Source organism: Sphingopyxis lindanitolerans, from assembly GCF_002993885.1.
Taxonomy (GTDB): Bacteria; Pseudomonadota; Alphaproteobacteria; order Sphingomonadales; family Sphingomonadaceae; genus Sphingopyxis; species Sphingopyxis lindanitolerans.
This window is the reverse complement of the sequence record NZ_CM009578.1, coordinates 1,665,430-1,685,936: the sequence shown is the minus strand read 5'-3', so window position 1 is coordinate 1,685,936 and position 20,507 is coordinate 1,665,430. Positions and strand designations below refer to the sequence as shown.

The 20,507-nt window shown below is 65.8% G+C and carries 27 protein-coding genes; 22 read left to right on the top strand and 5 right to left on the bottom strand.

Annotation, left to right across the window (positions count from 1 at the left end; all coding sequences use genetic code 11):
• Nucleotides 1–34 precede the first annotated feature (34 nt).
• The 6 genes from CVO77_RS08175 to CVO77_RS08150 all read left to right on the top strand — a co-directional run bounded on the left by CVO77_RS08175 (nt 35) and on the right by CVO77_RS08150 (nt 6,779).
• Nucleotides 35–1,141, top strand: coding sequence for a glycoside hydrolase family 68 protein (locus CVO77_RS08175; RefSeq protein ID WP_234715714.1), 1,107 nt, complete (start codon nt 35–37; stop codon nt 1,139–1,141).
• A gap of 11 nt (nt 1,142–1,152) precedes the next feature.
• Entirely contained in the window at nt 1,153–2,064 is a 912-nt protein-coding gene (locus CVO77_RS08170; RefSeq protein ID WP_231732801.1) for an ROK family protein, read from the top strand.
• Nucleotides 2,061–3,233, top strand: a complete 1,173-nt coding sequence (locus CVO77_RS08165; RefSeq protein WP_054586760.1) for a serine hydrolase domain-containing protein — start codon at nt 2,061–2,063, stop codon at nt 3,231–3,233. The genes CVO77_RS08170 and CVO77_RS08165 overlap by 4 nt, the downstream gene beginning before the upstream one ends.
• Nucleotides 3,234–3,244: 11 nt before the next feature.
• Nucleotides 3,245–4,186: an alpha/beta hydrolase gene (locus tag CVO77_RS08160; RefSeq protein ID WP_058814412.1), complete on the top strand. Its 942-nt coding sequence runs from the start codon at nt 3,245–3,247 to the stop codon at nt 4,184–4,186.
• A 37-nt stretch (nt 4,187–4,223) separates the two neighbouring features.
• The gene (locus tag CVO77_RS08155; protein WP_197709673.1) at nt 4,224–5,831 is read left to right on the top strand and encodes a long-chain fatty acid--CoA ligase; all 1,608 of its coding nucleotides are present in this window, start codon (nt 4,224–4,226) and stop codon (nt 5,829–5,831) included.
• 78 nt (nt 5,832–5,909) lie between these two features.
• Nucleotides 5,910–6,779, top strand: a complete 870-nt coding sequence (locus CVO77_RS08150; protein WP_088472283.1) for an SGNH/GDSL hydrolase family protein — start codon at nt 5,910–5,912, stop codon at nt 6,777–6,779.
• A 253-nt stretch (nt 6,780–7,032) separates the two neighbouring features.
• On the opposite strand, the gene CVO77_RS08145 is transcribed toward CVO77_RS08150, so the two are convergent.
• Entirely contained in the window at nt 7,033–7,224 is a 192-nt protein-coding gene (locus tag CVO77_RS08145) for a hypothetical protein (RefSeq protein ID WP_054586765.1), read from the bottom strand.
• 293 nt (nt 7,225–7,517) lie between these two features.
• Here CVO77_RS08145 and CVO77_RS08135 point away from each other — a divergent pair, with 293 nt between their 5' ends.
• From CVO77_RS08135 to CVO77_RS08075, 16 genes are all read left to right on the top strand, one after another.
• On the top strand, nt 7,518–7,949 hold the full coding sequence (locus CVO77_RS08135; protein WP_054586767.1) for a hypothetical protein: 432 nt from the start codon (nt 7,518–7,520) through the stop codon (nt 7,947–7,949).
• Nucleotides 7,950–8,203: 254 nt separating this feature from the next.
• Entirely contained in the window at nt 8,204–8,524 is a 321-nt protein-coding gene (locus tag CVO77_RS08130) for a DUF736 domain-containing protein (protein ID WP_088472282.1), read from the top strand.
• Between the two features lie 451 nt (nt 8,525–8,975).
• Nucleotides 8,976–9,140, top strand: coding sequence for a hypothetical protein (locus CVO77_RS21405; RefSeq protein ID WP_164499240.1), 165 nt, complete (start codon nt 8,976–8,978; stop codon nt 9,138–9,140).
• A 123-nt stretch (nt 9,141–9,263) separates the two neighbouring features.
• Nucleotides 9,264–9,401, top strand: a complete 138-nt coding sequence (locus CVO77_RS21255) for a hypothetical protein (protein ID WP_158213641.1) — start codon at nt 9,264–9,266, stop codon at nt 9,399–9,401.
• Nucleotides 9,402–9,695, top strand: a complete 294-nt coding sequence (locus CVO77_RS08125; protein WP_054586769.1) for a hypothetical protein — start codon at nt 9,402–9,404, stop codon at nt 9,693–9,695.
• 313 nt (nt 9,696–10,008) lie between these two features.
• Nucleotides 10,009–10,323: a DUF736 domain-containing protein gene (locus CVO77_RS08120; protein ID WP_054590053.1), complete on the top strand. Its 315-nt coding sequence runs from the start codon at nt 10,009–10,011 to the stop codon at nt 10,321–10,323.
• A 122-nt stretch (nt 10,324–10,445) separates the two neighbouring features.
• Nucleotides 10,446–10,829, top strand: coding sequence for a transcriptional regulator domain-containing protein (locus CVO77_RS21910; RefSeq protein ID WP_419722551.1), 384 nt, complete (start codon nt 10,446–10,448; stop codon nt 10,827–10,829).
• The gene (locus CVO77_RS08115; protein WP_237245894.1) at nt 10,795–11,247 is read left to right on the top strand and encodes a DNA -binding domain-containing protein; all 453 of its coding nucleotides are present in this window, start codon (nt 10,795–10,797) and stop codon (nt 11,245–11,247) included. Before CVO77_RS21910 ends, CVO77_RS08115 begins: the two co-directional genes overlap by 35 nt.
• A 90-nt stretch (nt 11,248–11,337) precedes the next feature.
• Entirely contained in the window at nt 11,338–11,580 is a 243-nt protein-coding gene (locus CVO77_RS08110; RefSeq protein ID WP_054586770.1) for a helix-turn-helix transcriptional regulator, read from the top strand.
• A complete protein-coding gene (locus tag CVO77_RS08105) occupies nt 11,580–12,125 on the top strand; it encodes a DUF2840 domain-containing protein (protein ID WP_088472279.1) in 546 nt (181 codons plus the stop codon). The genes CVO77_RS08110 and CVO77_RS08105 overlap by 1 nt, the downstream gene beginning before the upstream one ends.
• Complete coding sequence (locus CVO77_RS08100; protein ID WP_088472278.1) at nt 12,122–12,712, top strand: S26 family signal peptidase; 591 nt, start codon at nt 12,122–12,124, stop codon at nt 12,710–12,712. Before CVO77_RS08105 ends, CVO77_RS08100 begins: the two co-directional genes overlap by 4 nt.
• A complete protein-coding gene (locus CVO77_RS08095; protein ID WP_054586773.1) occupies nt 12,709–13,035 on the top strand; it encodes a DUF736 domain-containing protein in 327 nt (108 codons plus the stop codon). Before CVO77_RS08100 ends, CVO77_RS08095 begins: the two co-directional genes overlap by 4 nt.
• Entirely contained in the window at nt 13,022–13,738 is a 717-nt protein-coding gene (locus CVO77_RS08090; protein ID WP_084758130.1) for a lytic transglycosylase domain-containing protein, read from the top strand. The genes CVO77_RS08095 and CVO77_RS08090 overlap by 14 nt, the downstream gene beginning before the upstream one ends.
• A gap of 219 nt (nt 13,739–13,957) precedes the next feature.
• Entirely contained in the window at nt 13,958–15,703 is a 1,746-nt protein-coding gene (locus tag CVO77_RS08085) for a relaxase/mobilization nuclease domain-containing protein (protein WP_105998661.1), read from the top strand.
• Nucleotides 15,704–15,717: 14 nt separating this feature from the next.
• Complete coding sequence (locus CVO77_RS08080; protein WP_037557577.1) at nt 15,718–17,730, top strand: conjugal transfer protein TraG; 2,013 nt, start codon at nt 15,718–15,720, stop codon at nt 17,728–17,730.
• The gene (locus CVO77_RS08075; protein WP_037557578.1) at nt 17,727–18,164 is read left to right on the top strand and encodes a hypothetical protein; all 438 of its coding nucleotides are present in this window, start codon (nt 17,727–17,729) and stop codon (nt 18,162–18,164) included. The genes CVO77_RS08080 and CVO77_RS08075 overlap by 4 nt, the downstream gene beginning before the upstream one ends.
• Here the strand turns inward: CVO77_RS08075 and CVO77_RS08070 are convergent.
• The 4 genes from CVO77_RS08070 to CVO77_RS08055 are packed head-to-tail and all read right to left on the bottom strand — an operon-like array spanning nt 18,140 to nt 20,464.
• Nucleotides 18,140–19,129 (bottom strand): JAB domain-containing protein, encoded by a 990-nt coding sequence (locus CVO77_RS08070; protein ID WP_105998660.1) that lies wholly within the window; start codon nt 19,127–19,129, stop codon nt 18,140–18,142. The two genes, CVO77_RS08075 and CVO77_RS08070, sit on opposite strands and share 25 nt — an antisense overlap.
• A complete protein-coding gene (locus tag CVO77_RS08065) occupies nt 19,078–19,551 on the bottom strand; it encodes a hypothetical protein (RefSeq protein ID WP_037557579.1) in 474 nt (157 codons plus the stop codon). The genes CVO77_RS08070 and CVO77_RS08065 overlap by 52 nt, the downstream gene beginning before the upstream one ends.
• Nucleotides 19,552–19,592: 41 nt before the next feature.
• A complete protein-coding gene (locus CVO77_RS08060) occupies nt 19,593–19,925 on the bottom strand; it encodes a hypothetical protein (protein ID WP_037557580.1) in 333 nt (110 codons plus the stop codon).
• Between the two features lie 59 nt (nt 19,926–19,984).
• Nucleotides 19,985–20,464 carry a helix-turn-helix domain-containing protein gene (locus tag CVO77_RS08055; RefSeq protein WP_242446147.1) on the bottom strand — a complete coding sequence of 160 codons (480 nt, stop codon included), beginning with the start codon at nt 20,462–20,464 and terminating at the stop codon, nt 19,985–19,987.
• Nucleotides 20,465–20,507: the final 43 nt, after the last annotated feature.

Sequence of the window (20,507 nt, the reverse complement as noted above, 5' to 3'; positions counted from 1 at the left end):
GTCCGGTTTTCGAATATTTGAGAGTGAAATTATCATGATGGTTCCGGCTCGCTGGACGGGTGATCATATCGAGGCGATCGACGCAGCGCCCGTTCTGCGGGCGCCGCTGCTCAGCGAGGAAGATTTCGCACCGATCGCTCCCGATCTCGGCGTCTGGGACGCCTGGCCTGTGCAGGACGAGGCCGGAAAGCCGATCATCCTGGCCGGTGGCAGGCAGCTGTGGATGGCACTCGGCGCGCCGCGCTTCGCCGACCCGGACGAGCGCCACGGGCATGCACGCATCCACCTGCTGCTGCACAGCGCGGAAGGATGGCGGCACCTCGGGCCGGCCATGCCAGACGGCTTTTCACCCGGTAGCCGCGAATGGTCGGGGTCGGCCGTCGCTTCCGCGGACCTTGCGACCGTCGCCCTATATTTTACCGCTACCGGGCGTCGCGGCGAGCAGATTTTGACCTTCGAGCAGCGTTTATTTTCAGCGTTGGCGACGCTCGACCTGTCGGGCGAGGCACCCAGGCTTGGCGATTGGCGCGAGCTGGAAGAAATCGTCCCGATCGACCTCGAGCATTATATGTCCACCTGCGGCGGCCCGAGCGAGGTCGGGAAGATCAAGGCGTTCCGCGATCCGGCCTTCTTCCGTGATCCGGCGGGAGGCGATGATTATCTGCTGTTCGCGGGATCGCAGGCGCGCTCGCGGTCCGAATATAACGGCGTCATCGGAATTGTTCGCCGACAATGCGGCGAGCAGGGCTGGACCCTCCTTCCGCCGATCGTCAGCGCAGACACGCTCAACAACGAACTCGAGCGACCGCACATCATTTTCCACGCCGGCCTTTATTATCTCTTCTGGTCGACGCAGCGTCATGTTTTTGCGCCGTCGGGGCCTGCCGGCCCGACCGGGCTCTACGCAATGGTATCCCCCGCGCTCTTCGAGGGCTGGCGCCCGGTCAATGGTAGCGGGCTGGTGTTCGCCAATCCCGAAGCCGCGCCGGCGCAGGCCTATAGCTGGTTCGTACTGCCCGACTTGTCCGTCACGAGCTTTGTCGATGACTGGAGCGGCGGCGATGACCGGAACTTCGGCGGCGCGTTTGCGCCGTTCGTTCATCTGTGGCTGGCAGGCGACAAGGCAGGGATCGCGCGATAGCTATGGTCCCTATGAAGACAATCGCCGGCATCGAACTGGGGGGGACGAAAGCGCTGGCTGTCCTTGCCCGCGGGAGCGAGATTCTGGCGAGCGCGCGATTTGCGACGACGACGCCAAATGAAACGCTCGGCGCCCTCGTCGACACGCTCGAAGGGTGGAAGCGGCGCGAAGGATTTGCCGCGCTCGGAATAGCTTCTTTCGGTCCGCTGCGGCTTGATCCGGGTGCAACGGATTTTGGCACAATGCTCGCCACGCCCAAGGCAGGCTGGAGCGGAGCCGATATCGCGGGTGCGCTGGGCGCGGTCGCGGATTGCCCGTGGCGTATCGATACCGACGTCAATGCCGCGGCCCTTGCCGAATGGCGCTGGGGCGCTGGACAGGGCCTCGACAGCCTCTGCTATCTGACGCTCGGCACCGGCGTCGGCGGGGGCTTGCTGCTCGGAGGGCGCCCCGTGCACGGGGCGCTCCATCCCGAGATCGGGCATCTCCGATTGCGGCGCGCAAACGGCGACGAGTTTTCGGGTAGCTGCCCGTTTCATGGCGACTGCATCGAGGGCCTGTTGTCGGGTCCTGCGCTGCAGGCGCGGTTCGGCAGGGCGGGCGAGGAAATACGGGCAGATGATCCGCGCTGGTCGTTTGTCGCGCACGACCTGGCCCAGCTGATCGGTGCTCTTCTGCTGGTAACGAGCCCGCAGAAAATCCTGATAGGCGGCGGGATCGGCATGGGCCGCTCCTTTCTGCTCGAACGCGCCTGGCAGCATGTCGTCGCGGACCTGGCTGGCTATCTTCCCTTCGTCCCGGGCGACGCGGCCGAAGATCTGGTCACGCTTCCGGCGCTCGGAGACCGGGCCGGGCCGCTTGGCGCCGTCGCGCTCGGCGAAGCCGTGTTGATCGATGCCCGAACCAAGGAGGGAAAATTTTGACCAACCGTTCCCAAATTCAGGGCACCGTCGATCCGCAATTCGCGGCGTGCCGCGACGCATTCGAAGCGAACTTCCAGGAGGGCGGCGAACGCGGGGCCGCCTGCGCCATCTATCGTGACGGCCAGCCGGTGCTCGATCTCTGGGGCGGCTCGGCAGATGCCAGCGATCAAACCCCCTGGTATCGCAATACCGCCGTCCCCGTTTTCTCGGTCACCAAGGGAATATCGGCACTGTGCGTCCTGTCGCAGGTCTCGAACGGCAGGATCGATCTCGATCTGCCGCTCGCGCACTACTGGCCCGAGTTCGCGGCGCACGGCAAGGGCGATATCAGTGTCCGCAAGGCGCTCGCACATCAGGCTGGCGTTCCCCTGATAAGCGGACCGATCACGATCGCAGGCCTGGCCGATATAGCCGCGATGGCAGCAAGGCTTGCGGCGGAAGCTCCGCTGTTCGAACCGGGCACGGCACACGCCTATCATGCGATCACCGTGGGCTGGATCACGTCGGAACTGATGCGGCGGGTGACCGGCCAGACCATCGGAGAATGGTTCCGCGCCAATCTTGCTGGGCCGTTGGAACTCAACATACAGATTGGCCGCAGCGGCGACGCGCAGTCGCCCATTGCCGCCGTCGAGGTTCCGGCCGAATATGACACGCCCGAACTTGACCCGTCATCGATCGCAGCGCGCGCGATATCGCTGAATGGCCTTTTCCCCGCGCGGATGAGCGGTCTCGCCGACGCCATGAACGATCCCGCCGTGCAGCGCGTCGAACTGGCGGGCGCAAATGGTGTCGCCGACGCGCGCTCGCTCGCGCGGCTCTATTCGAAGGCGATCGGTAGCGTCGGTCAGGCTCCGCTTGTTTCGGAGGATTGCCTTCGCGACGCCTGTCGTACCGTGTCTTCGGGAACGCCTTTCGGTCAGGACTTCGCCGGTCCGACCTGGGGCGCGGGCCTCATGCTGCCATGGGCGATCCAGCCGATGCTCGGCGAGGGATCGTTCGGCCATGACGGGGCGGGGGGCTCGCTCGCCTTTGCCCACCCATCCTCGGGTGTCAGCTTTGCCTATGTCCGCAACCGCACCGGCCAACCCGGCGTCAGGGACCCACAAGTGTACCGCGTCGTCGATGCGCTGGCGCGCATCCTCGGCCTTTCCATTCCAACTTATTGACGGAGTTTATCGTGGCGCTCGACCCAGTATTGCAGCAACTTGTCGACCAACTGCCTTCCGTGCCGCCGGGGCCCGTCGACTATCCGACGCTTCGGGCGCAGGCTGCCGCGATGATCCCGATGATCGTTGGGCCGGGCGGCCGCATAGACGTTGCTTCGATCGAAGACCGGCAGATCGAAACGCGCGACGCCAAGGTCCCACTCCGGATTTACCGTCCATCGACCGAGCCGACGGGGACGCTGCACTATATTCACGGCGGCGGCTGGGCCATCGGCGACCTCGACACCGTCGATCATACCATCCGCCGGCTATGCCGGGATCTCTCGATGGTGGTGGTGGCCAGCAGCTATCGTCTCGCCCCCGAGCATCCCTTCCCGGCGGGATTTGACGACAGCCTCGCGGCCGCGCGCTGGATTGCCGCCAATCGGTCGTCCCTCGGCGGTGATAGTCTGCCTGCGATCATCGGCGGCGATAGCGCCGGCGGCAATCTAGCGGCCGCAATCTGCATCGCTATGCGCGACGAGCCCCAAGAGGGACGGCCCTTTGATGCACAGCTCCTGCTCTACCCGGCCGTCGACCTCGACGCCGGCGAGAATGACTATCCGTCCCGCGTTCGCGACGCTGATCCGACGCTCCGCCGCGCGAGTCTGACGGTGTGTGTCGCCGATTATGCGCAGGGCGCCGACACCGCCGATCCGCGCCTTTCGCCTCTCAAGGCAGACGATCTCTCGCGCTTGCCGCGTGCGTTGACGGTCGTCCTATCGGTCGATCCGCTGCGCGACGAGGCCGTTGCCTACGCCGGACGCCTGCGAGATGCGGGGGTTCGCTCCGAACTCCTGGAGTTCGATCATCTGACGCATGGTTTCGTGCATTTTGCCGGGATCATACCGGCTGCCGCCGAGGCGACCGATGAGGTCGTCGCGCGGCTGCAAGCTTTGCTGGCGAATGGGTAGACTGCGGCTGGCCGCGATCAGGTTGAGGACATGCTAGATGACAATCCCGGGTTTGATGCAGAACCTGCCGCTCAACATTTCGCAGATATTGCGCTTTGCAGCGACAGCGCACGGCGATCGCGAGATCGTATCGAAGGACTGCGACGGCAAGCTCTTTCGTTACGATTATGCGGGTGCGCTCTCGCGAGCGGCGGCGGGGGCCGAGTGGCTCATGAGCCTCGGGCTCGAACCGGGGGACCGGATCAGCTCGCTCGCTTGGAATACGCACCGGCATTTCGAACTGTTTTTTGCTGCGCCCGGGAAGGGGCTTGTTCTCCACACCGCCAATCCGAGGCTCCCGGACGAACATATCGCATTTACGATCAACCATGCCGAAAGCCGGGTGCTTCTCTATGACGCCAATCTGCACGAGATCGTCGAGCGGCTGAAACCCGCGCTCCATACGATCGAGCATTTCGTGATGCTGACCGGGGATGACTATGATCGGCGCATCGCTGAATTTTCCGGGACAACCCTTTGGCCCGACCTCGAGGAGAACAGCGGGGCCTTTCTCTGCTACACATCGGGCACCACCGGCGATCCGAAGGGCGTGCTCTACTCGCACCGCTCGGTGGTGCTGCACGCGCTTGTCGCCGGCCTGTCGGGCGCGCTCGGTTTCTCTGCCTTCGACGTGATCTTGCCGTGCCAGTCGCTCTATCACGCGACGGCCTGGGGCCTCCCATTCGCGGGAGCGATTAACGGAGCGAAGTTCGTATTTCCGTGCGACAAATTCGACGGAGCGAGCCTGCAAGAGCTGATCAAGTCCGAGGGCGTCACCTTCTCGGGCGGCGTGCCGACAATCTGGACCATGTATCTCGATCACCTCGCCCGCACGGGCGAGGACACGGGGACGCTCGAGCGTCTCGTGATTGGCGGGTCGGCCGTGCCGCGCGCGATGGCGGAGACGTTCGAGACCCAATATGGCGTCAAGGTTCGCCAGATCTGGGGCATGACCGAGATGTCGCCGCTCGGCGTGCTCGCAACGCCGACGCCCAAGGTTGCAGCGCTAGGCCATGATGAAATGAACGACATCATCTGGACGCGGCAAGGCCGGCTCCAGTTCGGCGTCGAGCTCAAGATTGTCGACGATGATGATCAGGACTTGCCGCACGACGGTGTCGCGGCAGGCAACGTGCTCGTCCGTGGGCCTTGGGTTCTGGAACGGTATTACCGGCAGTCGGTCAGTGCGCTCGACGCCGACGGATGGTTCGATACCGGCGACATCGCCACTGTAGATGCGAATGGCTTTATGCGCATCACCGACCGGAAGAAGGACGTCATCAAATCGGGCGGCGAATGGATCAGTTCGATTGACATCGAAAATGTCGCCGTCGCTTGCCCCGGCGTCAAAATCGCGGCCGTTGTCGGCGTGTTTCATCCCAAGTGGGAGGAACGGCCGCTCCTCGTCATCGAGCGCATGCCCGAATCCGTCTTGGATGAGGAGGCTGTTCGGGCCTGGCTCGAGCCCAGGCTTGTGCGCTGGTGGCTGCCCGACCGGGTCATTTTCGACGACATTCCGCTCACCGCTACGGGCAAAATCGACAAGAAGGCTTTGCGCGGACGTTACGCGGAGTGTCTTTCGGTCGCTCCGCTATCAGCAGCCTAGGCGCGTCCGAGGTCGCCGTCGCACGTGTCGCGCCGCCCTATGACGAACGAACATCCGGTATTGGCGAAATAACCGAGCATGCCCCGCGGTCTGAAACGATCGATTGTTGGAGCGGCGTTGTTACTCGCGCTGGGCGCGACGGCGGTCCTTGGGATCATGATGTATCAAGGCCATCGCAAGCCGGTCGGAAACCCTGAATATGTCGCCTTGGGAAGTTCGTTCGCCGCGGGACTCGGTCTGGGCGAGTTGGCGCCGGGCGCTCCGTTAGCATGCCAGCGGAGTGTCAACGGCTATCCCCAACAGCTTGCGCGGTCTGCCGGTCTATCGCTCGTCGACATGAGCTGTTCGGGCGCGACCGTCAAACATCTGGTGGGTGGCGGACAGTTTTTCCAAGGCCCGCAGATCGCGCCGATCAACGCAAACACCCGGCTGGTAACCCTCACCGTCGGCGGAAACGACATTGGCTACATCGGAAGTCTCGGCTCGGCCGGCTACCGCAATCGCGGCGGTATCATGCGCTGGCTCACAGCCATGTCGGGTGGCGAAACATACCCCGAGCAACAAGATTTCATTGCCGTGCAAAACGAAATCGTGGCGACCATTGCGGCGATACGCCGGCGGTCGCCCAAAGCGCTGGCCGTTGTGGTCACCTATCCACCGGTTTTGCCTGAAAATGGCACGTGCGACGCACTGCACCTCACGCAGCAGCAAGTCAGGTCGTCGCTCGGAGTGGCCGCGAGATTGGCAGAAGCGACGAGGAAAACCGCTCACCAGAGCGGCGCAGTGTTGGTTGACATGGCGACGATCGGAAGCGGCCATGATGCATGCTCAGCGCAACCTTGGACCTACGATCTCGCCCCGCCGGAAGGCGCATCCTTTCATCCGACCAGGGCTGGAGCAGCGGCGACGGCGGAGCAGATAGAGCATATACTGACATCGCGTATGTAGTCAGGACAGTGCGCCGCAAGAGCGTCGTTCAACCGCTAGATGCCGACTAATTCCTGTCCGAAAAAGCGTTTTGCGGATGTCGGTTACACAGGACCGCTTGCATTATTCATTGCCATCATTTGTCGATGTTGTGCGTCAGCTAAGCCAAGCTTCCTCTTCAAAGCAGACCGTCTCCTTCCGGCCACTAGCAGTCGCACGCTCGTGGCTTTCGCGAATCCCGATACATCTCTACGGCACACGCATGGCTACAAGATCAACAACGGCAGAACGTGTCGAGGCGCTGGTCCGGCGCATGGACGGAACGCCACTCTGCGACGAATGCATCGCGGATCGGCTCGATCTCTCGTCCGTTGCGCAGGCCGGCACCGCAACGCAGGCTGCCGGCGGTGCTCGCGGCTTCGAATTGTTGAAAGCCCCATGCGGCCTGTGCGGCGAACCGCGACACGTCATTCGCTCCAAGAGTTGAACGCCGGGCAGTTGCCGCTGCCGGATCGAGCGCGGCTCGATTGGGCGTGCTCTGGCGCCGGCACGCGGCGCCAGGGGCCGCGCGATGTTCTGGCCGCGCAGCGCACTTGGCTCGCCATCCTTGCCGGGCGGCGGCTGGCCCCCAAGCCCGCGCGCACGCCGCCCGGCGGCGGGCTCGCCAAGAGCGCGTTTCTTGTGGGCGCTTCGCGCCATCCTTTGGCGCTTGGGTCGGTTTGGGCGTTTGAATCGGTCGATCCTCAGCGTTAGGGCGGGTTGATGTTCGCTCTGTTCCTGCTCGCCTCGGTCGTTCCGTCCGGCCAGTCCTTCACATGTACTCCGCTCGCAGTGTGGGACGGCGACGGGCCGATCTGGTGCGCCGAAGGGCCGCATGTCCGTCTCTCGGGCGTCGCGGCGCGCGAGATGGATGGCAGCTGCAGCGCAGGCCATCCCTGTCCCGATGCCGACCCCATAGCGGCGCGCGATCATCTCGCCCGTCTGCTGGGGGAGCCGCAGGGGCGGAACCGGACGGGCCATATTCTTGTTCGCGGGCCGGCCATGCGCTGTGTGTCGCGCGGCGGGGCCGGCGGCACCCGTACCGCCGCCTTCTGCACGTCGCCCCGCTCGGGCGATGTCTCCTGCGCGATGGTCCGCAGCGGTCTCACGGCGCAGTGGGCCAAATATTGGGGCTCGCATCGCTGCGACTGATCGAACGGAATCGGGAGCGGTAGTTGGGAGTGGCCCGCCAATTCTGTCGGTGCCCGTCCCTCGATGGCCGTGAGGGCATTTGTCTCCGTCGCTCGAGGCCTGTCCCTTCCTGTCGCCCTTCTGCGGGCCCGGCTCGCCTCTGGCCGTCAACCCCATGCGGGGTTCGCCCTCGCGTGCCGCTCGGTGACGGCAGCTCGCGGTCCCTTCTTCCGGCGCCATCGGGAAAGTCCCCGAGCAACCGAAGGAGAAAGTTCATGCCCACCATCGCCAATCTCAACGTCAAGGCCGACGGCAGCTTCGAAGGTACGCTGGCCACCCTCAACGTCACCGCGCCGATCGCGATCGTGCCGAATGGCCGCAAGATCAAGGAAAACGAGCCTGATTATCGCATCCTCAGCCGCAAGAACGGATTCGAACTGGGCGCCGGTTGGAAGCGCTTCTCGCAGAGCAACGGCGCCGAATATGTGTCGGTGACGATGTCGGCCCCCGAATTCGGGACCATCTACGGCAATGTCGCCAACGCCCCTGGCGACGACCCGATGAAAAAGGTCATCATCTGGAACCCGCCGGCCTGACGGGATCCCCGGCTCCGCCTTCGGGCGGAGCCGATCGCTGCAAGACATCGAAGGGCGGTCCGACGGGCCGTCCTTTTTGTGCTGCCATAAGGCGGGGGGTACCGGGCTTCCTTCCCGTGTATTCGTTCCTGCGCTTTTCGTTCCGGTCGGTTGGAACAGGACGGACGGTGCGCCGCGCTATGGCGCCATTGGAAGCTCGGTGGGGCCGGGACGGGGCCGTGCGGCTGGGGCGGGGAAGGCGTGGGGCTCTGCCGCATGGGAGCGGGCCATTCCCGCTCTCGATTGCCGCTGATCCCTTGGCCGAGGCCAGGCCTCCTTCAATCAACCCGCTTCGGGGTCCCCACGCTTCGCTCGGGCCGCGGCTGCGCTCGCGGTGATTGCGGCCTGTCCCCGTCCGGCGGGGCGCCTGTCGAGCGGGAATGGCCCGCTCCCAAGGACAGGAGTTGATCCCATGCCGCTTACCACCGCCCAATCGCTCGGCTGGAACCTCGCCCGGACGATGATGACCGTAATCATCCTCGTCGAGACCGGCGCCGGCTATTCGGTCATGCCGCTCGACGAGTTCGACGGCGACCCCGAAACGATCGTCTGCGAATATGACCCGTTCGCCCGCTAACCTCCGGGGATTACGTCCAACTTGGTTCCGGTTCGGGTTCAACCCCGAGCCGGCCTTTGCTATGTCCTTATTGCAGGTTGCGCTGAGGAGGTGGTGGCGGGCGCGTCCGGATGGAGGACGGTCATGACTCTGATGCTGATCCTGGGCGGCGTAGCCATAGTCTACGCCCTGCTCCTGCTCCTTCGCTGTGCGAAATACGCGTTGCCGCTCTTTACCGGCCTCGCGCTTGCCTTCTATCTGCGCGATCATGGCTTTGGCTGAATGACGATATTGGCCGCGGGATTGCTGGCGGGGTTTTCGGTCCATGCGTTCGGTCGGTACGTCGCTGGCAGTAGTGCGCCCTTCGCTGTTCGCTTCTGCGTCGTCCTGCTGTTCGCCGGCACGGCCGCGGCTGCAGGATATCAGGCGGGCGGCGCGCTTGCGGAGCTGGCCGACCTCGAGCCATGGGCTGATCGCGGCATTTCCGTCCTTGTCGCCATCCTCACCGGGCTCGCCAGTTGGCGCGATCTGGTGCTGCCGGGGAATGGCATCGCGCGAGCGGAGTTGCAGGCCTAGGTCTTCATTGCCCTTCGCTATCGCCGACTTGCTTGTCGACCGGGCGACACATCCCTCCGCCGAGCCGCATCATCACGGCCTCTCGAAATGCGCCATCTGTCGGCGGGCCGCTTCGCTGATCCGGCCTCGCGCAACCGCGCCGGTCGCGACTTTCTTCCCCCGGCGTGCCGCCGTTCCTCGCGAAACAAGAAAGACGCGCCGGCGCGGTCCTCCGCTTCGCTGCGGGCCTGCGGCTGCCCGCCCGGCCCCCCGCCGACGGTCGATGCGCATCGAGGCCGCGATGGTGCGGCCCGAGCCAAGGAAGGAATGCATCATGGCCAGGATCGGCACGTTCAAGAAAGTCTCCGGCGAATATCGGGGTCAGATCACCACCCTGTCGGTGCAGGCGAAATCGGTTCGCATCACGCCCGAGAAAGACCCCAGCGGCAATGCTCCGAGCCACCGTGTCTTCATCGGCGATGTCGAGGTCGGTGCGGCCTGGGAGAAGCTGACGCAGGATCAGCGCCCCTACCTCTCGGTCAAGCTCGACGATCCGAGCTTCACCGCGCCGATCTTCGCACAGCTCTTCGCGGGCGAAGATGGCGAGCACGACCTCGTCTGGAGCCGCCAGACGCGGCGCGGCGACTGAGCCGCAGGACCCGCCCGGCGCCGCCGGGCGGGATACCCATTTATGGGGATGGGGATTCCCGCCTCTTGGAATTGGCGGTCGTGGCTCGCTCGCCAATTCTGCTGCCTCGGACGGAGGCGGTCATGGCGCGGAAAGGGAGGCAAGACGATGACCGGCGGCCGCGCCTCGACTTTCCCGGCTACGCGCAGGAATTTCTGCGTCGCAGCCCGGATTATCGCCGCGACTATGAGAGCGTGATGACGGACCCTGACGCGGGTCCGGCGTTGCAGGAGGTGATGGCCCGGCGATGGGCCCTCTGCTTTCCCGGTCGACCCGCGCCTGCCGGCGCTCGAGGCACCGGCCTTTTGGGAGGCGGCCGCCTGTCCCTATGTCGTCATCGTCGATGCCGCGCATTCCGCCCTCCCAGATGCGCCGGTCTTCGGCTGCGGACTGGGTTCGTGCATCGTCGAGCGGCGTGTCGCTCACCGGGCCGTGGCGGGCGGGCGCCATTACATTCTCGCGCATGAGGGCGCGCTTCACCGGATCTGGCTGCGCGGCGATCCGGAACGCGCTTCTTTCGCCGCCGTCATCCCGCTCGATGGCATGACCGGGACGCGGCTCCGAGCGGTTCAGGATCTCGATCGATGGCTGCGCGGGGCGGCTCCTTCACCCTCCGCAGCGTCGCCGACTTTCTACCAGGCGCAGCGGCTCGACCTGCTGCTCGCGATACTCGACCTCCGCGAAGGCGCCCGCGTCACGAGCCATGAGGTCGCCTGCCGCCTCGTCTATCCGCGCATGACCATCGGCCGCGGCGCGGCCTGGAAAGCCTCGCCCGAACGGCGCCGGACCCAGCGCCTGATCCGCGAAGCCGAGGCGCTGGCCGCCGGCGGCTACCGCGCGCTGCTCGCGGGTATGCCGGGGCGACAAAAACAACGTCGGAATTGAGCCGCTCCCCTGTGCGTCCTGCGCCGCGCCATGACGCGACATCGCCCGCCGACCCGCTCTCGAAGGTCCGGCGGCTGGAAGGAGCACCCCATGACGACCGGTCACCCGCCACGCTTTCTCACCACGCCCGAGGCGGCAAGGCGCGTCGGCCTTTCGCACCGGACGCTCGAGAAGCATCGCGTCTATGGAACGGGGCCAGTCTATCGCAAGCTCGGGGGCCGCGTCGTCTACGCGATCGACGAACTCGACGCCTGGGTCGAGCTCGGCCGCCGCACCTCAACGTCCGATCCCGGCAGCGGCATCGTGCGTCCCGCGCGGCGAGAGCCGCGCTGATGCGCCGCATCGATTTCGATGCGGCGCTCGGGTCGCCGGGGCTTTCGCCGCGCAGCGGTCGCGCGATTGCGGCGCCGCCGCAGGGTGCGTCGACCGAGGTCGAACTGACTTGGATCGAAGGCCGGCACGAACAATGGATCCGCTTCGGCCGCGTTGCTGCCGAGCGCATCCTGAGCCGCCGGACACGCGTCGCGGCCTTCCGTCCCGGCGCGGTCTTCGCTTTCGTCCGCTGGACGTCGAACGACTTCGGCACCATCCATTCGAACATCGCCATCGCCCTCGCCGTCGCGCCGGGCGAGTCCCATTCGACGCTGCCGTTCGTCAGACCCGGCGCCGAGATACTGGCGCGGATCGACGGCTGGCCGAAGGTCCAGAAGGCGCTCGAGGCGATCGATGCGGTCGAGGCCGTCGGCATCGACGCCTGCGATGCGGCGCCCGACCATTGGCGCCACATCGGCAACCGGATTGCAGCCGGCCTGCCGTTCCGGCCCTATTCGCTCGAACGCCACACGGCGTGGCTGCGCCGCCGGGCGGTCGAATCATGAACCGGCGAATCCTGTCCTTCACGGCGGCGACCGTCTCGCTTTTCGGCACGCTCTTCGTCGCGGTCGAATGGGCGAAGCCCGCGCCGCGCCTGCTCTGGAATGCGAGCGCCAGCGCGCCAATCGGCCTCTACCGGATCGACGCGGATGCCGCGCCGCGGGTCGGCGAACTCGTCGCCATCGACCCGCCGCCGGCGCTCGCTGGCTTCCTCGGCGCGCGCGGCTATCTGCCGCGCGGCGTGCCGCTCCTGAAGCGCGTCGCCGCTCTTCCCGGCGCGCTCGTCTGCCGTTCGGGCACCTTCGTCACCGTCGACGGAGCGGGGGCTGCCCGCGCGCTGGCGCGCGACCGCGCGAACCGCTCGCTGCCCGTCTGGACCGGCTGCCGGACCGTCGGGCGCGGCGAGATCTTTCTCCTCAACGCGGCGCCCGACAGCCTCGACGGCCGCTATTTCGGGCCGCTGCCCGCTGCCGGGCTGATCGGCACCGCGCATCCGCTTTTCACCCGCTCGAAAGCTGCCGCGCCGCTTCGCAGGCGCGGTGGAGACACCTCTGACGATTCTGCCAACGGCAAAAGGGAGCGCGAAAAATGATCATCGGAACGCTGACCGGAAGCGCTTCGCACGGGTTCTCGGGGATGATCGAGACCGTCGCGTACCAAGCTCATATCACCCTTGAGAGCCTGCCCGACTTCGGCGGCGAAGACGATCCCGATTGGCGCATCCTGGTCGGCAATCCGGCCAACGAAGCCGAAATTGGCGCGGGTTGGAACCGCACTCTCGCGGGCCATCCCTACATCGAGATCATGATCGACGACCCGGGCCTCCCGGCTCCGCTCTACGCTCATCTGACCCAGAGACTTCCCGATAAGCGCAAATATTCGATCCGGTGGATCCGCGGCGATGACGGCGAGTGAGCGCATGCGCCGCCTGCGCGGCAATCGACCCGCATGGCATTGCGCTGCGCTTGTCGGCGCCTTCGTCGTGCAGCCCTTATGCACGCCGGCTGTCGCCGCGGTGCAGCCGGGCGAGCATCCCTATGCCGCGCCGGTCGCCGAAGCGGCGCAGCGTTTCGCCATTCCCGAACTCTGGATCTGGCGCGTGATGCACGCCGAAAGCCGGGGCAGGGCGGGCGCGGTTTCGCATGCGGGAGCGATGGGGCTGATGCAGATCATGCCCGGAACCTGGGCGTCGCTGACCGCCCGCCACCGGCTCGGCCCGGACCCCTTCGACCCCCGCGCGAACATCCTTGCGGGTGCGGCCTATCTGCGCGCGATGTGGGACCGCTATGGCGACATCGCGCTGATGCTCGCCGCCTATAATGCAGGACCTGGGCGCGCCGATGCCTATGCATCGGGCCGCCGCGGCTTGCCCGCCGAAACCGTCGCCTATGTCGCGAAGATCGCCCCCGAACTACATGGCGCCGACAGCGTCAACGGCGTTGGAAATGCCGCCGCGGCGCCAAGGCCTTCGCATGGCTGGCGGGATGCGGCGATCTTCGCCGGGCGCCGCGACGACCTCGAGGGTGCGCATTCCGCATCGGCGCCCGAAGCCGCCGCGCCGTCTTCCGCGCCGGCTGCGTCGCTCTTCATTTCGCTCTCCACCGCGCGGGACCGCTGATGTCTCGCCGGTGGATCAGCCTTGCTGGATGCCGCGGTTCGGGAGCAGCAGGATCTTGCTGGAAGGGAAATGGGGGATCGCAAGATAAAAGACGTGCCAGCTTCGTGCACGCGATGGTCGGTTTTCTGCGGATTTGCGCGTATGGCACTGCCGAAATCTGCCATATCTTCGGGTTGAACTCGCCCTCTTTCGCTGCGTTTTCGTATGGCACCACCCCCGATGCGCGGTGACGACCATGATTTCCGGATCAGGCCGGGCCGGATCCGCGATCGCGGATCCGGGTCGGCAGGCAAGGGCAAGCGGCTCGCCGCACAGGTGCGCAAGGCGGCCGCCCGATCGGGCTATACCCGCTCGCGGCCCGGGCGCGGCGCCGGCGGCGGGACCGGCACGCATGGAAGGGGCCGGCGCGCCATGGCGGCGATGCGGCATCAGCCCGGTGCCCGGCGCGTAACGGTCATGGCGCGTGTCGTCCGCCACCAGGGCGCGCGGTTTCGGGCCGCACCGATGGCGCGCCATATCTCCTATCTTGAGCGCGAGGGCGTGACCCGCGATGGGCGCGACGCGAGCATGTTCGATGCAGGCGGCGACGCGGTCGATCGCGACGCCTTCGCCGCGCGCTGCGAGGACGACCGGCATCACTTCCGGCTGATCGTCAGCCCGGAGGATGCCGCCGATCTCGGCGATCTCCGTACTTTCACGCGCGACCTCATGACGGACATGGAACGCGATCTCCACACCCGCCTCGACTGGGTCGCGGTCGATCATTGGAACACCGACAATCCGCATATCCATATCCTCGTGCGCGGCGTTGCTGACGATGGCGCGGATCTGGTTATCGACCGCGGCTATATCGCTTCAGGCATCCGTGGCCGCGCCGAATCTCTTGCAACGCTCGAGCTCGGTCCGCGCAGTGAGCTCGACATGCAGAGCGCGCTCGCGCGTGAAGTCGATGCCGAACGCTGGACGAGCCTCGATGTCCGGCTGCAGAGGCTCGCCGACGAAGCGGGCGGGGTTATCGATCTGCGGCCCGCAGCGAACGAAGACCGGCACATGCACGGCCTGCTGGTCGGCCGCGCCGCACGGCTCGAGCAGATGGGTCTCGCCGAGCGGCAGGGCGCCGGCCTTTGGGCGCTCGGGGCCGGCGCCGAGCCGGCGCTGCGCGAGGTCGCGGTGCGCGGCGATATCATCAAGACGATGCACCGCGCGCTGTCGCGCGGCGGGCGCCGCTTCGATCCCGCCGCGCTCGCGCTTCACGACGGCGCGCCCGAGACCGCGATCGTGGGCCGCCTTGTCGAGCGGGGGTTGCATGACGAACTTGCCGGCAGCGCCTATGCGATCGTCGACGGCGCCGACGGGCGAACCCATCACATCCGCTTCAACGACATGGAGATGACCGGTGATGCCAGGCCGGGCTCGATCGTCGAGCTCCGCAGTTGGGAGGATGGCAAGGGGCGCGCGCATATGTCGCTTGCGACGCGCTCGGACCTCCCGCTCGCGTCGCAGGTCACCGCGCCCGGCGCGACCTGGCTCGACCGCCAACTCGTCGCCCGTGAACCGGTCGCGTGCGGGAATGGCTTCGGTCTCGAAATCCGCCAGGCGATGGAGAAGCGGGCGCGCTATCTCGTCGAGCAGGGATTGGCGTCGCGCGCCGGGGACCGGCTGACCCTGTCATCCGGGCTCATCGACAAGCTCGCTTCGCGCGAACTGGAAGCCGCGACCGCATCGATTGCCGAGCGGACCGGCCTTGCCCACAAATCGTCGGCTGCCGGCGACTATGTGAGCGGCGTCTACCGCGAGCGCGTGACGCTCGCATCGGGGCGCTTCGCCATGATCGACGACGGGCTGGGTTTCCAGCTCGTCCCCTGGCGCCCCGCGCTCGACCGCCATCTCGGCCAGCACATCACCGGCACCATGTCCCCCGGCGGCTCGGTCGATTGGGCGCTGGGCCGGGGCATCGGCATCTAGAAAGGCATTTTGCAATGAACGACAAGATCCTCTGGGGACAGATTACTGCGGTCGGTTCGATCGTGATCTTCGCGGTCTGGGCAGCAACGCAGTGGACCGCGGGCGCGCTTGGATTTCAGCCGGCGCTCGGCGCGCCCTGGTTCCGCATCGGTGACTATCCGGTCTATCCGCCGCCCGCCTTCTTCTGGTGGTGGTTTGCCTATGATGCCTATGCGCCGCCGATTTTCTACCGCGGCGCCATGATCGCGGCGTCGGGCGGCTTCGCCTCGATCATTGTCGCGATTTCCATGTCGGTGTGGAGGGCCCGTGAGCGGCAGCGCGCCGAGACCTATGGTTCAGCGCGCTGGGCCGAGGCTGGCGATATCCGCCGCGCAGGCATGCTCGACGAGGCTGGGGTCATCTTGGGGCGCTTTGGTCGGAGCTATCTTCGCCATGACGGCGCCGAACATATCCTATGCTTCGCGCCGACACGGTCGGGCAAGGGCGTCGGGCTTGTCGTGCCGACGCTGCTCACCTGGCCGGGCAGCTGCATCGTGCATGACATCAAGGGCGAGAATTGGCAGCTGACGTCGGGGTTCCGGGCCCAGCATGGGCGCGTCCTGCTCTTCGATCCCACCAATATCGCGTCGGCCGCTTACAATCCTCTCCTCGAAGTGCGGCGCGGCGCGTGGGAGGTGCGCGACGTCCAGAATGTCGCCGACGTACTTGTCGATCCGGAAGGCAGCCTCGAGAAGCGCAACCATTGGGAGAAAACGAGCCACTCGCTTCTCGTCGGAGCCATCCTGCATGTTCTTTATGCCGAAGAGGATAAATCGCTCGCAGGCGTCGCGGCCTTCCTCTCCGATCCGCGGCGCGGTATCGCCTCGACCCTGCGCATCATGCAGTCGACGGCACATCTCGGCGAGAAGGGTATCCATCCCGTCGTCGCGGCGGCGGCGCAGGATCTGCTCAACAAGTCGGCCAATGAGCGGTCGGGCGTCCTTTCGACCGCCATGTCCTTTCTAGGGCTTTACCGCGACCCCGTCATCGCTGCGGTGACGCGGCGGTCGGACTGGCGCATCGCCGACCTTGTGGCGGGGGAGACGGCGACCTCGCTCTATCTCGTCGTGCCGCCCGGCGACATCAGCCGCACCAAGCCGCTCATTCGACTGATCCTCAATCAGATCGGGCGGCGGCTCACCGAGGAACTTAATCCGCGTGCGCGGTCGCAGCGCCTTCTTCTCATGCTCGATGAATTTCCGGCGCTGGGGCGGCTCGATTTCTTCGAGAGCGCGCTCGCCTTCATGGCCGGCTATGGGATCAAGGCGTTTCTGATCGCCCAGTCCTTGAATCAGATCGAGAAGGCTTACGGCCAGAACAACGCCATCCTCGACAATTGTCACGTCCGAGTCAGCTTCGCGACAAACGACGAGCGGACGGCCAAGCGGATCTCGGACGCGCTCGGCACCGCCACCGAAATGCGCGCAATGAAAAATTATGCCGGGCACCGGCTATCGCCCTGGCTTGGCCATCTGATGGTCTCGCGGACCGAGACGGCCCGCGCCTTGCTGACGCCCGGCGAGGTCATGCAACTGCCGCCCGATCAGGAAATCGTCATGGTCGCCGGCGTCGCGCCGATCCGGGCGAGCAAGGCCAAATACTATGCCGACCCCCGATTGATGGCGCGGATCCTGCCGCCGCCCGCGCCGCCGCAAGTCGGCGAAAGCCGTCCCGACGACTGGAGCGCGTTGGAACGACCGAAAGACCTGTCCGGCGGGAAGGTCGAGATCGCAGTTCATGATGAGATCCCCGATGCGAGCGACGGCGAGGAGGACGATAGCGACGCCAACAGCGGTATCCGGCAGGAGCCGGCGATGGCCGACCATGAGAATATCGTATCTGAGGCTCGCCCGGATGTCAGCGAGTTCGATTTCGCAACCGAGGAACGAGAGGATGACCCCGTCCGCGAGCGCAAGGCGATCGACGGTGCGATGCGCCGCGGCGCCCGCCTGGCGTCGCAGGATCCGGACGACGGGATCGAACTATGAGGAAGTCGTCGGTCAAGCGGACCTTCCGGATCGATAGCGTGCTGGCGCGCCAGCTCGACGAACGCGCGAGCAGCCGCCGCATCACGCGCACCGACATCGTCGAGGCCGCGCTCGCATCTTTGCTCACTCCCGATCATGAGGAGCGACTTGAGGCCGTGCTGACGCGGCGGCTCGATCGGCTGTCGCGGCAACTCGACCGGCTCGAATGGCATGTCGAATTGTCGAACGAAGGCTTCGCGCTGTTCGTCCGCTCCTGGCTGATCAACAATCCCCCGCTCCCTGACGCGGCACTCCGGGCGGCGCAAGTGACTGGCAAGAAACGGTGGGAGGCCTTTGTCGATTCGCTGAGCCGCCGGATGGAGCTCGGGCCGAAGCTTGGTGACGAATTGTCCCGCGACGTGGACGGCGATCATTCGTCGCCCGCCGCGAAATAGGCCAGGAGGCGTTGCGCGAGATCGGGGGCCAGCCGGATGAAATTGCGTCTTCCGTCGTGGCGATCCGGCTCCCGCGCCAACAGTCCCTCGTCGCAAAGGCGCTGCAGCAGCCTGAGGGCCGTCGTTCTCGGAAGGCCCGACGCGATACAAAGCGAGCTGGTCGATACTGATTTCGCCGCTGCCTCATGGATGAAGAGATCGATGAGCATATCCCAAGCCGGTTCGCCGAACAGGCCTTTCGCGCCGACAAGTTGTCGGCGCAGAAGGCGCCGCCGCCATACGCGCTGCGCGTTGGCGAGCGCCAACTCGGCATCGGGTGAGTTCCGCCAATCGGCAATTCTGTCGCGAAGTAGCGTGCCGGGCGAAGACGTCGAACCAGAGGTGGATCGCCCCCGGAGGATCATCCGATGCCCCCGGAGCGCGACAATGATATGTTCCAGCACCTCGACGTCGAGCGCTTGTCCTATCGTAGCCAGGCGCTCGGTCGCCTCGATATCGCACCGGCTGGGCGCTGGATCGCCGCTCGGATGGTTATGGACGAGAATAATCGCGGCAGCGCCGAGTTCGATCGCCCGCCGAAATATCGTGCGGGGATAGATTGCGAGATGGCCAAGCGTTCCGCGCTGCAATTGTTCATCGGCGATCAGGCGGTGCGACGGGTCGAGGAACAGCACGCGCAGCGCCTCATCGGGAAGCCCCCCCATCGATGCCCTGAGATAACGCAGCAATTTGGGATTGTCGGGGTCGATGCCGCGACCGCGCAGCTCTTCGCGCATGGCCCCCAATGTCGCGCGCTGCGCGGCGACGAGCATCGCGCCGACCGGGCTGTCCTTGCCGAGCGTTCGCGCCAGCGCTTCGGGGGACTGGGCGAAAAGGCGTGCGAGTGTCCGATGTTCCGCGAGCAGTCGCTCGGCTAGGGACTCGCAATGCTCGGGATCGATGGCCGCGACGAGATCTGCCAGCATGGCTCGTTGGCGCCGCGCGCCAGCCGACGCTGGTGGCGCCAGGTTGCGAGGATGAGGATCGCCGGCACCGGCCAGGACGTCGCCACCTGCATCGCGAGATAGGCTGCCGGATGCAGCGCCACGTCGAGAATCCGGCTCGAGTGCGCAAGGAGCGGGACCATGTGCAAGACGGCGATGCACATGGGCCAGAAGCGATGCGCAAACAGCGCGAGCGTGACGGTGGATGCGGCTCCAAACAGGTCGATCGCGAGATGACCGGTGTCGAGTGAAGCGAAGGTCGGCGGAACGAACAGGTGGAGCAATTGATCCAAGCCCACCATCGTTGCTGCGATCGCCGCCATCGTCCGTTCCGGCCCGCCGCCCTTCCAGGCGGCATAGCCGACAGCAACAGCCAAGAAAGCGAGAAACAAGGCGATGCGCATGCCCTGAAACTTTCACGGCTGTCGCTCCCGGTCAACCGGCGTCAGGCTGCGGCCGCCCGCACGCTCGTTCCCGCCTCCGCGATCGACGGGCATTCATGGAGGTCATAACCCGCCGTCTCGCGCCCGATATCGGCGAGTTCGCCATGAACCCGCAGAATATCGCCGCTGACATCGACCAGCGCCATTTGCGCCTTCATCAATCGGCGGATCGTTGCCTGCCCTCTGGTCGCCGGCACCCCGGCGGTGTCGCGCCGCGCGGTGACGACGCTGGTCATCAGCGAAGACACTGCGATGAGTGCATCGTCGATTCTGACTTCGGCGGCGGGTACGTCGCGGATCAGACGGGCTGCCGTGATTGTAAGTGCTTGGGACATGACTTCTCCTCTGCCGGAAGCATCGCTCCGGCCTATTGGTGACAGACAGGATGAAAGGATCAGCCGGAAATCAGACGGGTGAGCGTTTCACCGATCGTCACCCCCGCCAGCGTCAGCAGGATCAATCCGGCGAACATCGCCGCCATGATCCAGACTTTGCTCGAACGCGCGTGATCGCGCCTCCAGAGACCCTTGAACGGCGGGTCGACCGCATTGGGATGCTTGGCGAGCGATGCATGATCGTTCAGCGCCAATGCGGCCGGCTCTCCGTCCGGGAAATCGGATGGCATCAGTCTGGCCTGCGGCGGTAGTATGATCGGATCCCATGGTATTCGGTCATAGGTCCGTTTGAGACGCGCATAGCGGACGGCCGCCTCGGCTCTACTGTCCGCTCCCAGAATATCGCGCGCGGTCGTGAGCCTGAGATCGACGGCCTGTTTCGAGATGTCGAGCCGCCGCGCAATCTGCTTTGAGGTCTGATGCTCAAGCACAAGATCGAGACAAGCGCGCTGCTTGTCCGTGAGCCGCGCCCAGCACAATTCATCCTCTGACGGCTGCGACCCCGAATCAGTCATTGTTACA

Excerpts from the sequence above, each read along its gene's own strand:
- CVO77_RS08175 (WP_234715714.1), top strand. The coding sequence starts at position 35 with ATGATGGTTCCGGCTCGCTGGACGGGTGATCATATCGAGGCGATCGAC.
- CVO77_RS08170 (WP_231732801.1), top strand. The coding sequence starts at position 1,153 with ATGAAGACAATCGCCGGCATCGAACTGGGGGGGACGAAAGCGCTGGCT.
- CVO77_RS08155 (WP_197709673.1), top strand. The coding sequence starts at position 4,224 with ATGACAATCCCGGGTTTGATGCAGAACCTGCCGCTCAACATTTCGCAG.
- CVO77_RS08150 (WP_088472283.1), top strand. The coding sequence starts at position 5,910 with ATGCCCCGCGGTCTGAAACGATCGATTGTTGGAGCGGCGTTGTTACTC.
- CVO77_RS08130 (WP_088472282.1), top strand. The coding sequence starts at position 8,204 with ATGCCCACCATCGCCAATCTCAACGTCAAGGCCGACGGCAGCTTCGAA.
- CVO77_RS21405 (WP_164499240.1), top strand. The coding sequence starts at position 8,976 with ATGCCGCTTACCACCGCCCAATCGCTCGGCTGGAACCTCGCCCGGACG.
- CVO77_RS21255 (WP_158213641.1), top strand. The coding sequence starts at position 9,264 with ATGACTCTGATGCTGATCCTGGGCGGCGTAGCCATAGTCTACGCCCTG.
- CVO77_RS08125 (WP_054586769.1), top strand. The coding sequence starts at position 9,402 with ATGACGATATTGGCCGCGGGATTGCTGGCGGGGTTTTCGGTCCATGCG.
- CVO77_RS08120 (WP_054590053.1), top strand. The coding sequence starts at position 10,009 with ATGGCCAGGATCGGCACGTTCAAGAAAGTCTCCGGCGAATATCGGGGT.
- CVO77_RS21910 (WP_419722551.1), top strand. The coding sequence starts at position 10,446 with ATGGCGCGGAAAGGGAGGCAAGACGATGACCGGCGGCCGCGCCTCGAC.
- CVO77_RS08110 (WP_054586770.1), top strand. The coding sequence starts at position 11,338 with ATGACGACCGGTCACCCGCCACGCTTTCTCACCACGCCCGAGGCGGCA.
- CVO77_RS08105 (WP_088472279.1), top strand. The coding sequence starts at position 11,580 with ATGCGCCGCATCGATTTCGATGCGGCGCTCGGGTCGCCGGGGCTTTCG.
- CVO77_RS08100 (WP_088472278.1), top strand. The coding sequence starts at position 12,122 with ATGAACCGGCGAATCCTGTCCTTCACGGCGGCGACCGTCTCGCTTTTC.
- CVO77_RS08095 (WP_054586773.1), top strand. The coding sequence starts at position 12,709 with ATGATCATCGGAACGCTGACCGGAAGCGCTTCGCACGGGTTCTCGGGG.
- CVO77_RS08090 (WP_084758130.1), top strand. The coding sequence starts at position 13,022 with ATGACGGCGAGTGAGCGCATGCGCCGCCTGCGCGGCAATCGACCCGCA.
- CVO77_RS08085 (WP_105998661.1), top strand. The coding sequence starts at position 13,958 with ATGCGCGGTGACGACCATGATTTCCGGATCAGGCCGGGCCGGATCCGC.
- CVO77_RS08080 (WP_037557577.1), top strand. The coding sequence starts at position 15,718 with ATGAACGACAAGATCCTCTGGGGACAGATTACTGCGGTCGGTTCGATC.
- CVO77_RS08075 (WP_037557578.1), top strand. The coding sequence starts at position 17,727 with ATGAGGAAGTCGTCGGTCAAGCGGACCTTCCGGATCGATAGCGTGCTG.
- CVO77_RS08070 (WP_105998660.1), bottom strand. The coding sequence starts at position 19,129 with ATGCTGGCAGATCTCGTCGCGGCCATCGATCCCGAGCATTGCGAGTCC.
- CVO77_RS08065 (WP_037557579.1), bottom strand. The coding sequence starts at position 19,551 with ATGCGCATCGCCTTGTTTCTCGCTTTCTTGGCTGTTGCTGTCGGCTAT.
- CVO77_RS08060 (WP_037557580.1), bottom strand. The coding sequence starts at position 19,925 with ATGTCCCAAGCACTTACAATCACGGCAGCCCGTCTGATCCGCGACGTA.